Origin of the sequence: Streptomyces sp. NPDC021020 (assembly GCF_044333285.1) — a bacterium.
Lineage (GTDB): Bacteria > Actinomycetota > Actinomycetes > Streptomycetales > Streptomycetaceae > Actinacidiphila.
In genome coordinates this window covers 381,185-395,371 of the sequence record NZ_JBIRQQ010000003.1, presented here as the reverse complement: position 1 = coordinate 395,371, position 14,187 = coordinate 381,185, and the positions used below count along the sequence as shown (strand labels likewise).

Sequence of the window (14,187 nt, the reverse complement as noted above, 5' to 3'; positions counted from 1 at the left end):
CGGAGGTGAACGATGCCTCTGCCCGCTGGTGGAGAGATGCCGTGGCCGCCGCCCGAGCTGCACCCGGTGGCCAAAAAGCTCATGGAGTGGTCCGCCTGGTACAGCGGTGACACGGACGCGCTGACGTCCGTCTACTCCCTCGCCGGTACCGCGAACTCCCCCGCCGCGCAGCGGTTCTTCCAGAGCGACAAGCCGTACGGCGCGAGCGGGCCGACCACCGCGCCCAGGACGTTCTGGGGCGCTCCCCTGACGCCCGGCACCCAGCGCACCAAGCTCCATACCCCGGTGGCCTCCGATCTCGCCGAGCTGAGCGCGAACCTGCTCTTCGGGGAGCTGCCGAAGTTCACCAGCACCGACAGCCGCACCCAGAAGGAACTGGACGCCTTCCAGACCGACGGGATGCACGCGGCGCTCCGGGAGGCCGCCGAGACGTGCGCGGCCCTCGGAGGCGTGTACCTGAAGGTCGTATGGGACCAGACCCTCGTGGACCGCCCGTGGCTGTGCCCGGTGTCCCCGGAGATGGCGGTACCGACCTGGTCCTGGGACCGCCTGCTCGGTGTGACGTTCTGGACGGTGCTCGCCGAGGACGACGACCACACGTACCGGCTGCTGGAGCTGCACGAGATCGGCTCCATCTCCTACGGGCTCTACCGGGGCACGCCGACCGAACTCGGGGAGCGGCTCCCGCTGTCCGCGTACGAGGCGACCTCCGACCTGGCGGAGACGTACGGCGACGACGGCGTGATGCTGACGAATCTGCCGTGGCTGACCGCGGCCTACGTCCCCAACGTCCGGCCGAACCGGGTGTGGCCCGGTGTCCGGTGCGCCGCGAACCTCGGCCGTTCCGACTTCGCCGGTGTCGAGCTGTTCATGGACGCGCTCGACGAGGCGTGGACGAGCTGGATGCGGGACCTGCGCCTCGCCAAGAGCCGCATCATCGTGCCCGACGCGATGCTGGAGACCGAAGGACCTGGTCAGGGCGCACGCGTCAACCTGGACCGCGAGGTCTTCGTGGGCGTCCTCAGTCTCGACGGGGGCATCACGCTCAACCAGTTCGCCATCCGGGTCGCCGAGCACCAGGCGACCGTGGAGGCGCTCTTCCAGCAGGTGGTCTCCAGCGCCGGGTATTCCGTGCAGAGCTTCGGCGGCAAGGGCGACGTGGCGGCCGTGACGGCCACCGAGGTGGAAGCCCGCAAGGAGCAGTCGCTCGCCACCCGCGCGCAGAAGATCCTCTACTGGCGTCCGGCCCTCCAGCACCTGTTCCAGGCGCTCCTGGGCATCAGCCGCGAGGTGTTCGGCAACCGGTCCAGCCCGGAGGCCGGGATCGATGTGGCGTTCCCCGCAGCCGTGCAGCCGTCCATGCAGGACATGGCCGAGACGCTGTCGCTGCTCGCGGCTGGCGAGTCGATGTCCATCTACCTGCGGGTCCAGACCCTCCACCCGACGTGGACGAAGGCCCAGATCCAGCAGGAGACGGACCGCATCCTCGCCGAACGACCGGACAAGGCGCCGGTCGTGCCGAGGCCCGAGCCTCAGCCCGCTCCGCTCCCCCAGTAGTTCACCCCCGGACGCCAAGGCGCGGTCCGGCCTTCGACGAGCGTCACAAGGAGGACGACGTCATGAGCACTCCCACCGAACCGCAGAACCCGCAACAGGGCGCTGGAGACCCGGGCAAGGCCCCGGAGAGCCAGAACCCGCAGGCTCCCGCGAGCGGCCCCCAGGGCGGCACGCAGGGCCAGGGCGACGGCGGCAAGGCCCCGAAGTTCGAGGGCGAGTACGACCCCGCCAAGGCCGCGCGCCTGGTGGAGAACCTGCGTGCCGAGGTGGACGCGGAGAAGACCAAGCGGACCGAGATGGAGACCAAGTTCTCCGGGTTCATGGACAACTTCGCCAAGCTCTTCGGCGGTGGTGAGCAGAAGCAGCTCACTCCCGAGCAGATCGCGCAGAAGGCGCAGGAGTCCGACCAGAAGGCCCGCGAGGCCACCGTGAAGCTCGCGGTGTTCCAGACGGCGGGCAAGCACGGTGCGGACCCTGACGCGCTGCTCGACTCCGCATCGTTCGTGAGGGCCATCGGCAAGCTCGACCCGACGGCGGACACCTTCGCGGCCAACGTGGACAGCGCCATCAAGACCGCCGTGGACGGCAACGTCCGGCTCAAGGCGCAGCCCACCGCACCGCAGGTCCCCGCCAAGGGCGGAGTGGACATGGCGGGCAGCACGAGCGGCAAGCGCCAGCTCACCGCCGCCGAGGTCGAGCACCTGGCCAAGACCAACCCCGCCGGGCTGGTCAAGGCCCGCGAGGACGGCCTCCTGAAGGACTACCTCGCCTCCTGACGAGACGCGCACAGGGCCTCTGCGGGCCTGGCCTCGTCACCCCCGGCTGACGCACGAGGTGCACAGGCCACGTCCCATTCCCACTGAGACCACATGGAGAACTCATGGTCTTTAAGCCGGAAGTTTGGGCCGCCGAGGCCCTGACCGCGCTCCGCAAGAAGCTGGTGTACGCCAGCCCCCAGATCGTGAACCACGACTACGAGGGCGAGATCAAGAAGGTGGGCGACACCGTCCACATCAAGATGCTCGGCGACGTGACCGTGCGCACCTACAGCAGCGGCGACACGATCTCGTACGAGGACCTCGCCGACGCCGAGATGACCATCAAGGTCGATCAGTCGAAGATGTTCGCCTTCAAGGTGGACGACGTGGACAAGGCGCAGGCGGGCGACGAGATGCCCAAGCGCATGGCCAACGCCGGTTACAGCATGGCGCTCGACGCGGACAGCCACGTGGCGCAGCTCTACACCCAGGCGCAGGACGCCAACGTCATCGACACCACCGCGATCACCAGCGGCGACGCCGCGTACAACGCGCTGGTCGACCTCAAGGTCATCCTCGACGAGGCCAACGTGGAGGACAACGGCCGGTACGTCGTCGTGCCGAGCTGGTACCACGGCCTGCTGCTGAAGAACGCGAACTTCATCAACGCCGAGAAGTCCGGGTCCACCGCCCCCCTGCTCACCGGCCAGGTCGGCCAGGCCGCCGGATTCGCCGTGCTCCAGAGCAACGCGGTCCCGATCATCACCGGGGACGACTACGCGGTGACGGCTGGCGTCAACGGCGCCATCTCCTTCGTGGACCAGCTCGCCGAGGTCGAGTCCTTCCGCCTCCAGAGCACGTTCGCCAACGCCGTCCGTGGCCTGCACCTGTACGGCGCGAAGGTCATCCGGCCGGACGCCATGGCGGTCCTGACCGCGTCCCGGACCTGACGGTCGCCCGCTCCCCAACCCTGAGAGGTAACCACCATGGCCCGTACTGACGTGCCGCTTTCCGTCCTCGTGGGTAACGGCTCGCTGGCCGACCCCGCCGGGACCACGATCGACGCCACCAACGACCACTCCATCGGCGTGGCGGTGACCCACCCGGAAGAGCTGCTCATCCGTGTCACCAACACCGCCGGTTCCGACCACGTCGTTACCGTCAAGGCGGGCGGTCCGTACCCTCCGGCCTGGCGCGGCGGGCAGGGCGACCTGACCGTCACCGTCCCGGCCACCACCGGCGTGGCCTGGATCGGCCCCCTGTCCAGCTCGCGCTTCCTCCAGGCGGGCAACGTCCTGAACGTGGACATCGAGTCGGGTCACACCGGCAAGATCACCGCGTTCAAGGTGCCCCGGGGGACCTGACCGATGACCGAGACCGCGCACTTCAAGGGCGAGGGCGGCCACGTCTGGGAGATGGACCTGCCCCTCGGCGAGCACCACGCCCGCGAGGAGCGGGAGGGCCGTCTCGTCCGGGTCAACCCCGACGGGTCCGCGCTCGCTCAGCCGGCCACCGAGCCGGAGACCCCCGAGCCCGTCACCACGGAGCCGCCGAAGAAGCCGAACAAGGCGTCCTCGAAGGCCGACTGGGTGGCCTGGGCTGTCCACCAGGGCGCCACTCAGGAAGAGGCCGAGGGCCAGACCCTGGCCGCCCTCATCGAGCGCTATCACGGCGCTGAGAGCACCGAGGAGACCGCCTGATGGCCAGGACCGCACTCACTCCGCAGCGCTTCGCCACGCTGGGCCTCGCGCCCAGCTACGTGGCGCCGGACGCGGCGGGCGTCTCCTTCCGCTCCAGCGGCAAGCAGGTGCTCCACATCAAGAACGCCTCGGGCGCCTCGATCACCGTGACCCTGAAGATCGGCGTCACCGTCGAGGGCCAGGCCGTCACCAACCCCACCGCCACGGTGGGCGCGGGGGCGGACAAGTTCTTCGGCCCGTTCAACGACCACTACGACCAGCCCGACGGCACGGGCACCGTGTTCGTGGACCTGAGTTCCGTGTCGAGCGTGACGGTCGCCTGCCTGACTCTGTGACGGGAGGCGTCATGCCGTACGCCACTGTCGAGGACTTCACCGACTTCCTCGACCCCGACCCGGTCCCGCCCAACGCGGCCCGGCTGCTGGCCAACGCCTCCCGGAAGCTCGACCAGCTCCTGATCGGAGCGATCTACACCACCGATTCCGACGGTCTGCCGACCGATCCGGAGCTGGTGGAGGTCTTCCGGGAGGCGGTGTGCCTCCAGGCCCAGTACATCGCGGGCCTCGGCGACGAGACGGGGGCCAACGCCAACGTCTCCCAGCTCCAGGTCGGCAACCAGCGCATGATCCGCGCGCTGTCCCTGGTAGGCAGCGGAACGAGCCGGGTGTCCCCGGAGATGCTCACGCTGCTCCAGACCGAGGGCCTCGTCCCGGTCTACCCGCTCGTGTGGGGGTGAGCGCGTGCTCCTGATGAGCAACGTCACCGCCACGGTGGTCACGAGGCCCGCGGCTACCCGCGACCGGCAGAACAGCCTGGTGCGGGATTGGACGACCGCCACCCGGAAGCCGTACGCCGCCATGCTCCAGCCGCTCGGCTCCTCGGAGACCGTGCAGCAGAGCGACCAGGTCACCACCGACCGGATCTGCTTCCTCCCGCCCGACGCGGCGGTGACGGAGTACGACCGGGTGGAGGTCGACGGCATCACGTACGAGGTCAACGGCCGCCCCGGCAAGGAGCAGGGCTCGGGGCCGCTGGCTGTCCTCAGCCACCTCACCGTCGTGCTGAGGGAGGTGACGGGCTGATGGGCGTCTTCCAGCCCGACCACGCCGCCATCGCCGCTCTGGTCCATGAGCAGTTCGTCCAGGACGACCTGCGCCGCAGGGCGGAGCGGGTGGTGACCGCAGCCCAGCAGCGGGCCCCGGTGCTCACCGGCCGGTACCGCGACTCCATCCACGCGCAGGACGCGGCCGACGGCTCCGTCCTGATTCTCTCCGACGTCGAGTACGCGGCCGTGATCGAGCTGGGGACCCGAGACGGCTCCCGTCCGGCTCACCACGTCATCGGCAGCGCCCTCGACGCAGCAAGGGACTGACCATGGCCAAGCTCAAGCTCGCCTTCGCGTACCGGGGAAAGCAGCCCGGGGACGTCATCGACGTGCCGGAGGCGGACGTCCGGGGCCTGGTGAAGGCCGGGCTCGGCCACCTGGACGGCGCTGTGCCGCGTCTGCGGCTCGGGCACCTCCCCGAGGTCGCCCAGCCCGTCCAGGACTCGGCTCCGGCCCGCAGGAAGCCGTCGAAGGACACTCCCGCCCCGGACGCCGCGCAACCCGCTCCGACCGAGTAGGAGGCCGCGGTGACCGCTCCTCTGAGCGCGCTGGTCTTCCCCGACGTCGAGGCGATGGTCGTCCACCAGCTCCTGGACGTCGCCGGGTACCAGGCCGCCACGGTGAGGCCGGATGGAGACGAGTTCAAGGCCGCGCTCCCGTTCGTCTGGGTCAACCGCATCGGCGGCGCACGGACAGAGGAGACCTTCGGCGGCCTCCGGCTGTTCGACGACGCCCGCGTCTCCCTGGACATCTACGCCGCTTCCCGCGTGGAGGCCGCTGACGCCGTCGCCCGGGTCAGGGCGGCCGTCGAGCAGATGCAGGGCACCACCCGGGAAGGCGGCTGCGTGCTGCGGACCTGGGAGGAGATCGGGCCTGCCATCCGGCCCGAGGAGCCCAACACCAACGTCACGCGCATCGGCTACATCGCCGGTCTGCGCGTCCAACCCGCCTGACCCGCGACCCACTAAAGCCCGTACGGAGGGGCCGTGCCCATCTTCGTCCGAGCCCTACCGCCAGCAGGAGAATTCATGGCTGACAGCAACGAGGTGAGGGTCGGCACCAAGGGCGCGTTCGTCGTGGCCCCCGTCGGCACCACCGCTCCGACCACCCCTTACGACGCCTGGGGTACCGGATGGGTGGACCTCGGTTACGGCACGCAGGACGGCCTGACCGAGTCCCTCAACGAGAACCGGCAGACGTTCGACGCCTGGGGCGAGACCCAGCCGATCCTGACGATCGTCACCAGCCGCCAGACCCAGTTCAAGATCAACCTGGAGCAGACCAACGCCTGGACGCTGGCGCTGTACCACGGGATCGACATCGCGGACATGACGTCCTCGGGCTCCGCCGACACGCAGTTCCTGTCGTTCAACGAGCCGCACACCCCCGAGCCGCAGTACTACGCCATCGGCGCCGACGTCTTCGACCAGCAGGGCCGCCCGATCCGCATCGTCGTCGCGCGCGCCGAGGTCACCGACAAGGGCGACCGCTCGTACAAGGCGGACACCGTCGCGGGCTTCGAGCTGACCTTCAGCTCCCTGTCGGCCCCGGGCGGCGCCAGCTCCATCACCCGCATGTTCGGCCAGGTCGCCCTCCCGGCCTGATCCACTCGACCACTGGCCGGAGCGTCCTTTCGCGGGTCTGCGCTCCGGCCAGTGCACGACCCGCGCTGACCTGCGAGAACGTGAGGAACCCGATGTCTCAGCCCAACCGCAAGCGCATCAAGCTGGAGACCCTGCGCGCTCAGCGCGCGGAAGCCGCTGGCACCAAGGACCTGGAGGTCGAACTCGCCGACGAAGTGTTCGTCTTCCCGCTCGCGCCCTGGTGGCCGATGAAGGTCGTCAAGAAGATCCGCGCGCTGAAGGACGGGGACGCCGACGTCACCAAGGTGCTCGCGCTGATCTCCACGCAGAAGCAGGTGGACCGCCTCCTGGAGCTGGGCCTGACCCTCGGCGACTTCCAGGACATCATGGAGGCCATCAACGAGGACGCCGGAGTGAGCCCGGGGGAATCGACCAGCTCCTCCGAGTGATTGAGGAGCACCCCTCCGAGCTGCGGGCGGACATCGCCCGGTACTTCCCCGGCCGTTCCCTCAACGAGTTCCACCGCAATGAGATCGGCAACGGCTCGATGTCCTGGCTGGAGCTGTGGGAGTTCTTCCTCGCCTTGCCCGCCGACTCCATGACGGTGTCGGCGATGTCCGGTGACCATGCCCGGCGCCGGTGGACAGAGGCCGACTACATGCTGGCCAACGCCCTGAATCTCCAGCAGTACACGATCCAGGTGCTGTGGGCTGCACACCTCAAGGGCAAGCCGCCCGAGATCACGCCCTGGAAGCTTCCCGACCTCCGAACGTGGGAGCAGATCGAGGCGGATGAGGACGCCGAGCGTCAGCGCGCCGCGTTCTTCGCCGCGACCAGGCCGGGCGCCCCGGACCCGGAGTACGCCCGGAAGCTCACTGCGGCCCGGGACGAACACCTCCGGCTGATAGCCGAGCACCACCCCGACTGAGCCGGCCACACGGCGCGAGACGTTTCGGGGGGGTGCGATGCCCACCAACGTCGGCTCGGTCGTCGCCTCCGTTGTCCCGGACGTCTCGGGCTTCGCCACCCAGGCGAACTCCTCGCTCACCCCATCGGTCGAGCGGCTCGGCCGAGACCTTGGGCAGAAGCTCTCCCGGTCCCTGACCGGAGCGCTCGACTTCTCGGGCATCGACGCCGCGCTCCGCCACTCGCTGGACGTGGCGGAGGGCACCGCCACGCTCAAGGGCCGGACCATTGGCCAGCGCTACGGCCGTGCCCTCCGGGCTGCTGTCGACAGCGAGCTGGACGGCGTCCAGAACGCGCTGGACGTCCGTATCACCCCGGTCATCAACCGGGATGCGTTCAGGGCCGTTCAGGCCGACCTTGACGTCCTCACACGGCCCCGCACGGTCGCCATCAACGCCGACGCGGACACCCGTGTCGCGGCCGACGAGCTGGCCAACCTCGTCCGGGCCCGCACGGCGACGATCAACGCGGACGCCGACACGGCGGCGGCGTCGGTCCGGCTGGCAGAGCTGGCCCGGGACCGTACGGCGACGGTCCATGCGAGCGTCAATGCCTCGCAGGTCGCCCAGGCGACCTCGCTGGTTTCCCGCCTCACTTCGACGGCGTCGTCTGCCGGAGGCGCTGTCGCGGGCCTGGCCTCGAAGTTCGCGCTGCTGGGAGCCGGTGCCCCTGCGGTCGGCTCGCTCGTCAACGTCCTGGCGGCCATCGCACCCGCCGCCGCCATCGCGGTCCCGGCCGTCGCCGCTCTCGGCACGGCATTCGGCGCGATCAAGGTCGGCACCTCCGGTGTCGGCGACGCCCTGAAGGCCGCTCTTAACCCGGCTGGTACGGCCAGAGCGGTCGGCTCGATCAACCAGGTCGCCACCGCGCGGGAGAACGCTGCTGCCGCCAACCAGGCCGCCTCGCGTGCCGTCGCCTCCGCCGAGCGGGATCTCACGACCGCGCAGGTCTCGGCACGGCAGGCGCAGCAGAACCTCAACGACGCCCGTGTCCAGGCGAAGCAGGACCTCCTCGACCTCCAGAACCAGCTCAAGCACAGCGCTCTCGACGAGCGCGCAGCGGTCCTGGGCGTCGAAGAGGCGAAGGCGTCGCTGGACAAGGTCCTCGCCAACCCGAACGCGACCAAGCTCCAGCGGGAAGAGGCCCAGCTCGCGTACGACCAGGCCCGGCAGAACCTCGATGACCAGAAGCAGAAGAACGCCGACCTCCAGAAGCAGGAGGCCGCCGCCCGCAAGGCCGGGGTCGAGGGGTCGAAGGTCGTCGTCGCCGCCAAGCAGGCCCAGGCCCAGGCGACGCAGGACGTCCGGGACAAGGAGCAGTCGCTCTCCGACGCCCGCGCTGCCCAGGCCAAGGCCGCCCGGGACGGGGCCCGTTCGGTCGCTCAGGCCCAGGCGTCCGCCGCCGCGCAGACGTCGGCGCTCGACCAGACGCTGAACAAGCTCAGCCCGAACGCCCGCGGCTTCGTCGCCTCGGTCAAGGGGATGAAGCCCGCCTGGGACTCCTTGAAACTCGGGGTGCAGGACCGCCTCTTCGCCGGGATCGGCGGTCGCCTCACCACGGTGGGCGGACGGGTCCTCCCGATCCTCCGCAGCGGTCTCACCGGCACCGCCGGGGTCCTCAACACCGTCGGCAAGAACGCGCTGACGGCGGTGGGCAACCTCGCCCGGACGGGGACGCTGAAGAAGGTCTTCGACGGCGCGACGTCGTCCCTGAAGCCGCTCGCGCGGATCCCAGGCCAGATCGTCACGGGCTTCGCCCAGGTCGCTGTCGCCGCACAGCCCGCCTTCCAGCGTGTCACCACGGCGGCGGGCGGGGTCGTCGACAAGCTCGCGGACAAGCTCGCGAAGGCGTTCACCTCGGGCGGGCTGGAGAAGTCCGTCGACACCGCCCTCGACCTGATCGACGAGCTGGGGGACGTCGGCAAGAACGTCTTCTCCGTCGTCAGCTCGATCTTCCAGGCGGGAGCGGGCACTGGCGGCGGGACCCTCGGGGTCCTCCAGACGGTCACAGGCGAGATCGCCGACGTCGTCTCCAGCCCTGAGGTGCAGGGCGGTCTCAAGGCGCTCTTCGACGTCACGGGCCAGCTCGCGACGACCGTGGCGCCGCTGCTCGGCTCGGCGCTCAAGGGCGTCGGTGTCGTCGTCGCCGAGATCGGACCTCCCGTCCAGGAGCTGATCGGCGACCTCGGTGAGGCCCTTCCCGGAGCCTTCTCGCAGCTCCAGCCGCTCATGAAGCCGGTGGCGGATGCGGGTCGCCAGATCTGGCGCTCCTTGAAGCCGCTCGGGCCGCTCGTCCTCGACATCGGCTCGTACGTCCTGAACGACCTGGTGGGCGGGCTGAGCGCGGTGGTCCCGGTGGCCGCCGACGTCGTCAGGCTGGCTCTGGTGCCGATCACCGGCTTCCTCGGCTTCGTCGACCGGCACAAGGTGCTCTTCGGCTCCGTCGCCACGGGCGTCCTCACGATCGTCGCGGCGATGAAGCTGTGGGCGCTGTGGCAGAAGGCTGTTGCCCTGGCGACGGCCGCGTGGACGGCGGCGCAGGCGGCGCTCAGCGCCGTGATGAGCGCGAACCCGATCGTCCTGGTCATCCTCGCGGTCGCGGCCCTGGCCGCCGGGGTGATCTACGCGTACAAGCACAGCGAGACGTTCCGCGACATCGTGCAGGGCGCCTTCAAGGCCGTGAAGGACACGGCCCTTGCGGTCGTCGGCTGGTTCACGGACAGCTTCGTGCCGTTCTTCACGAAGACGATCCCGGCGGCGTTCTGGGCCGTGATCGACTGGGCCAAGGCGCACTGGCCGCTGATCCTCGGCATCATCACCGGCCCGGTCGGCCTGGCCGCCGGACTCGTGATCCAGCACTGGCGGGAGATCCGGGACGGCATCGCCAGCGCCTGGAACGCCACGTACAGCCACACGCTCGGGCCGATGAAGACGTTCTTCACGAGCACGGCGCCCGGCTGGGTCAAGAGCTTCAAGGACAGCGTCGTCGGCTTCTTCAAGGAAGCCGTCGATGGCGTCGGTACGGCCTGGGGCAAGCTTGAGGGCGTCGCGAAAAGCCCGGTGAAGTTCCTGATCCAGACCGTCTTCAACGACGGTCTGCGGAAGGTCTGGAACAACACGGCGGCGAAGCTCCCGGGCATCGGCTCCATCGACGCGATGACGCTCCCGAAAGGTTTCGCGACCGGCGGCGTCCTGCCGGGCTACACCCCGGGTCGGGACGTCCACCGGTTCTACTCTCCGACCGGCGGTCTCCTCGACCTGTCCGGCGGCGAGGCCATCATGCGGCCGGAGGTCACCCGGGCTGTCGGCGTCGGGGGCATCAACGCGCTCAACGCCGCAGCCCGCCAGGGTGGCGTCGCGGGCGTCCAGGCCCTTCTGGGCACCGGCCTGCCGCGGCGGGCGTTCTGGGGTGGCGGCATCTGGGACGACGTCACCAACAATCCGGTCTCGAACGCGGTCAAGGGCGGGGTCAGCACCGTCGCCCAGGGCGGCGTCGATCTCCTGAAGAAGGGTGCCGACTGGGCCCGCGGCGGTGTTGCGGACCTCGCCGAGAAGACCCTCAAGACGCTGCTCGGCGTCTCCTCGCTGGCGATCAGCCCGAAGGACGCGACCTGGTCGAAGATCGTCGGGGATGTCCCGGTGGTCCTCGCGTCCAAGATCGTGAACTTCATCCGGGGCAAGGAGGACAGCGGCGCCGGATCCTCGGCGGCGCTGAAGGGGTACACGCCATCGGCGGGCGTCAAGCAGTGGATCCCCACGGTGCTCCAGGCGTTGGCCCTGGTTAACCAGCCGTCCTCGCTGCTCAACTCCACGCTGCGCCGCATGCAGCAGGAGTCGGGCGGCAACCCCACGATCGTCAACAAGTGGGACAGCAACTGGCAGGCGGGCCATCCGTCCGTCGGCCTCATGCAGGTGATCAAGGGGACGTTCGACGCCTACGCCGGGGCGTACAAGAGCCGGGGACCGTTCTCCTACGGCGTCTCGGTCGATCCGCTGGCGAACATCTACTCGTCCATGCGGTACGCGCTGTCCCGGTACGGCTCGCTGTCGAAGGCGTACGACCGCCCCGGCGGCTACGCGAACGGCGGCTACCCGCGGGCCGGTGAGGTCGCGTGGGTGGGCGAGGAGGGGCCGGAACTGGTCCGCTTCAAGCGGCCGGCCCAGGTCTACCCGCATCAGGAGTCGATGCGGCTGGCACGGCAGATGAGCGCTCAGGCCGTTCCTGCTGCCCGGCAGCAGCAGGCACCGTCGCAGATCGTCTTCAACGCCACCACGACGGACAAGCCGACCCGGCAGACGGTCATGAACGCGCTGAGCGACTTCAACGCACTGCGCGGGCCGCTGGTCATCCCCACCTGATCGAGACCCGGAGGGGCACGCATGCCAATCCTCACCCGCCCCTCCGGGCCGCCGACCGGGGGCCTCAACCCGCCGCCGCTGTTCCCCTCGGAGTCTCCGGACATCGCCTGGACCGACGCGCGCGGGCGCACCACGCTCCTGTCGGACTGGGAGAACGGCTGGCTCCTCCAGCCGGGCACGCGGGGCCTGGACATGCCCGCGTGGACCCCGTACACGGACGAGTCCCCCGCGATCGACGGCAACGCCCTTCGGGGAGTCCGGGCGACCGCTCGGGAGGTCTTCGTTCCGGTCGTCTTCTTCGACACGGACCGGTCCACGTTCCTGGAGCGCAAGCGGGCCTTCATGGGCACACTGAACCCGTATCTCGGGCTCGGCACCCTGACCGTCACCGAAGCGGACGGCAGCGCCCGCACCATCGGGGCCTACTACCTCTCCGGCGCCGAGGGCGACACCGGCCAGGACACCTCGGGCATGCGATGGCAGACGGTCGGTCTGACCTTCTCCTGCCCCAGCCCGTACTGGCTCGGGGACCCGCAGCACCTGCAGTTCAACGGCGCGGCGACCGGGACCTTCTTCCCGGTGCTGCCGCTGGTGGTACAGGACTCCCAGGTCTTCGGCGACACCACGATCACCAACCTCGGCGACGCTGCGGCGTATCCGGTGTGGACGATCCACGGACCCGCCACCTCAGTGGAGATCAGCAACGCCACGACGGGCCTGAGCTTCTCCCTGACGGCCGCTATCGGCGCCGGTGACGTCCTGGTCGTCGACACGCGCGAACGGGAACAGACGGCCGTCCTGAACGGCACGGACAACTGGTGGCCGAACCTCTCCGACAGCTCCGCGCTGTGGAACCTGGCCCCCGGCGTCAACGACATCTCCCTGGCGATGGTCGGGACGACGAGCGACTCCTCCGTGCACGTCGACTACCAGCTCCGCTACCTGACGGCGTAGGAGGCGGAGTGGACTTCAGCGTGCCGCCGGTCACCGTACAGGTCCGCGACAACGCCACACTCAGCACCCTGGGCGTGATCGACGACTTCGTCTCGCTGACGATCACGCCGCGGTTCAACTCCGTCGGCGCCTACGTGCTGACGATCTCGGCCGCCTCGCCGAAGGCTGTCCTCCTCGTGCCCGGCAACGGGCTGGTGATCAAGCGCGGGGCCGCCGTGCTGATGTCCGGACCGATCCGGGAGCCGAACTGGTCGCTGTCGCAGCAGGACGGCGGCACTGGCGTCCTGACCGTGAACGGCGTGGACGACATGGCCGTGCTCGCGGGGGCGACGTGCTGGCCGAAGCCGACGGCGGACGAGGCGCACCAGACCGACCCGGTGTACAAGATCTCGGCCGTCGTGGCCGAGACGGCCATGCGCACCCTGGTCAACCTCAACATCGGGCCGGGCGCACTGACCGCGCGGAAGGTCGCGAACCTCACGCTCGCCACCGACGGCGGGCGCGGCGCCAGCGTCACCAAGCAGGTCAACCAGTTCGACAACCTGCTCACCACGCTCCAGGACATCGCCAAGACCGCCGGGCTCGGCTTCCGCGTCACGCAGGTCGGCAGCAGCCTCCAGTTCCAGGTCTACGAGCCCGCCGACCGCTCCGGCGCCGCACGGTTCTCCTTCGCGCTCGGCAACCTCTCCGGCTCGTCGTACACGGTGACCGCCCCGACGTGCACCAAGGCCATCGTCGTGGCGGGCGGCACGGACAGCGCCCGCGTGGTGAAGGTCTACACGCGACCGGACACGGCGTATCCCGGGCCGCTGATCGAGCAGTTCGTGGACCAGACGTCCGTGGACAGCACGTCGGCCGACCGGGACGCGCAGATGGACCAGGCCGCCGACGAGGCGCTGACCTCCGGAGCCGCTCAGGGCAACCTGACGATGACACCGATCGACACGCCACGACTCCAGTTCGGCGTGGACTACACGGTCGGCGACATCGTCTCGTGCCAGGTCCGCGACGACTTCTATGCCGATGTCGTCCGCGAGGTCGGCATCACCTTCGACAGCCAGAACGGCTACGTCGCCCAGGCCGTCATCGGCTCCCCGGACTCCATGGACAACCACGACGTCCTGGCCCGGCAGTTCCAGTACATCGCCCGCATCTTCACCCGGCTCCGCCGCCTGGAGACGCGGAAGGCCGCCTGACCGGAGGTCC

General features: G+C 69.7%; 17 protein-coding genes. All 17 read left to right on the top strand.

Going from position 1 to position 14,187, the window contains the following annotated elements; translation table 11 throughout:
* Positions 1 to 12: 12 nt before the first annotated feature.
* The 17 genes from ACH4SL_RS10165 to ACH4SL_RS10085 all read left to right on the top strand — a co-directional run bounded on the left by ACH4SL_RS10165 (position 13) and on the right by ACH4SL_RS10085 (position 14,177).
* On the top strand, positions 13 to 1,557 hold the full coding sequence (locus ACH4SL_RS10165; RefSeq protein ID WP_398443294.1) for a phage portal protein: 1,545 nt from the start codon (positions 13 to 15) through the stop codon (positions 1,555 to 1,557).
* A gap of 62 nt (positions 1,558 to 1,619) precedes the next feature.
* Entirely contained in the window at positions 1,620 to 2,333 is a 714-nt protein-coding gene (locus ACH4SL_RS10160; protein ID WP_398443292.1) for a hypothetical protein, read from the top strand.
* Between the two features lie 104 nt (positions 2,334 to 2,437).
* The gene (locus ACH4SL_RS10155) at positions 2,438 to 3,265 is read left to right on the top strand and encodes a P22 phage major capsid protein family protein (protein ID WP_398443290.1); all 828 of its coding nucleotides are present in this window, start codon (positions 2,438 to 2,440) and stop codon (positions 3,263 to 3,265) included.
* Between the two features lie 36 nt (positions 3,266 to 3,301).
* Positions 3,302 to 3,679, top strand: a complete 378-nt coding sequence (locus ACH4SL_RS10150) for a hypothetical protein (protein WP_398443288.1) — start codon at positions 3,302 to 3,304, stop codon at positions 3,677 to 3,679.
* A 3-nt stretch (positions 3,680 to 3,682) separates the two neighbouring features.
* Positions 3,683 to 4,015 carry a hypothetical protein gene (locus ACH4SL_RS10145; RefSeq protein WP_398443286.1) on the top strand — a complete coding sequence of 111 codons (333 nt, stop codon included), beginning with the start codon at positions 3,683 to 3,685 and terminating at the stop codon, positions 4,013 to 4,015.
* On the top strand, positions 4,015 to 4,350 hold the full coding sequence (locus tag ACH4SL_RS10140; protein ID WP_398443284.1) for a hypothetical protein: 336 nt from the start codon (positions 4,015 to 4,017) through the stop codon (positions 4,348 to 4,350). The genes ACH4SL_RS10145 and ACH4SL_RS10140 overlap by 1 nt, the downstream gene beginning before the upstream one ends.
* An 11-nt stretch (positions 4,351 to 4,361) precedes the next feature.
* Entirely contained in the window at positions 4,362 to 4,751 is a 390-nt protein-coding gene (locus ACH4SL_RS10135; RefSeq protein ID WP_398443282.1) for a hypothetical protein, read from the top strand.
* A 4-nt stretch (positions 4,752 to 4,755) separates the two neighbouring features.
* The gene (locus tag ACH4SL_RS10130; protein WP_398443280.1) at positions 4,756 to 5,097 is read left to right on the top strand and encodes a hypothetical protein; all 342 of its coding nucleotides are present in this window, start codon (positions 4,756 to 4,758) and stop codon (positions 5,095 to 5,097) included.
* Positions 5,097 to 5,387 (top strand): HK97 gp10 family phage protein, encoded by a 291-nt coding sequence (locus ACH4SL_RS10125; RefSeq protein ID WP_398443278.1) that lies wholly within the window; start codon positions 5,097 to 5,099, stop codon positions 5,385 to 5,387. The genes ACH4SL_RS10130 and ACH4SL_RS10125 overlap by 1 nt, the downstream gene beginning before the upstream one ends.
* A 2-nt stretch (positions 5,388 to 5,389) precedes the next feature.
* Complete coding sequence (locus tag ACH4SL_RS10120) at positions 5,390 to 5,638, top strand: hypothetical protein (RefSeq protein ID WP_398443276.1); 249 nt, start codon at positions 5,390 to 5,392, stop codon at positions 5,636 to 5,638.
* Positions 5,639 to 5,647: 9 nt separating this feature from the next.
* The gene (locus ACH4SL_RS10115) at positions 5,648 to 6,073 is read left to right on the top strand and encodes a hypothetical protein (RefSeq protein ID WP_398443274.1); all 426 of its coding nucleotides are present in this window, start codon (positions 5,648 to 5,650) and stop codon (positions 6,071 to 6,073) included.
* A 75-nt stretch (positions 6,074 to 6,148) separates the two neighbouring features.
* Positions 6,149 to 6,724: a phage tail protein gene (locus tag ACH4SL_RS10110; RefSeq protein ID WP_398443272.1), complete on the top strand. Its 576-nt coding sequence runs from the start codon at positions 6,149 to 6,151 to the stop codon at positions 6,722 to 6,724.
* Between the two features lie 92 nt (positions 6,725 to 6,816).
* Positions 6,817 to 7,152: a hypothetical protein gene (locus ACH4SL_RS10105; RefSeq protein ID WP_398443270.1), complete on the top strand. Its 336-nt coding sequence runs from the start codon at positions 6,817 to 6,819 to the stop codon at positions 7,150 to 7,152.
* Positions 7,149 to 7,631 (top strand): hypothetical protein, encoded by a 483-nt coding sequence (locus ACH4SL_RS10100; RefSeq protein WP_398443268.1) that lies wholly within the window; start codon positions 7,149 to 7,151, stop codon positions 7,629 to 7,631. The genes ACH4SL_RS10105 and ACH4SL_RS10100 overlap by 4 nt, the downstream gene beginning before the upstream one ends.
* Before the next feature lie 37 nt (positions 7,632 to 7,668).
* Positions 7,669 to 12,027 (top strand): transglycosylase SLT domain-containing protein, encoded by a 4,359-nt coding sequence (locus tag ACH4SL_RS10095; RefSeq protein ID WP_398443266.1) that lies wholly within the window; start codon positions 7,669 to 7,671, stop codon positions 12,025 to 12,027.
* Positions 12,028 to 12,048: 21 nt separating this feature from the next.
* Complete coding sequence (locus ACH4SL_RS10090; protein ID WP_398443264.1) at positions 12,049 to 12,981, top strand: phage distal tail protein; 933 nt, start codon at positions 12,049 to 12,051, stop codon at positions 12,979 to 12,981.
* Between the two features lie 8 nt (positions 12,982 to 12,989).
* On the top strand, positions 12,990 to 14,177 hold the full coding sequence (locus ACH4SL_RS10085) for a siphovirus ReqiPepy6 Gp37-like family protein (protein WP_398443262.1): 1,188 nt from the start codon (positions 12,990 to 12,992) through the stop codon (positions 14,175 to 14,177).
* Positions 14,178 to 14,187: the final 10 nt, after the last annotated feature.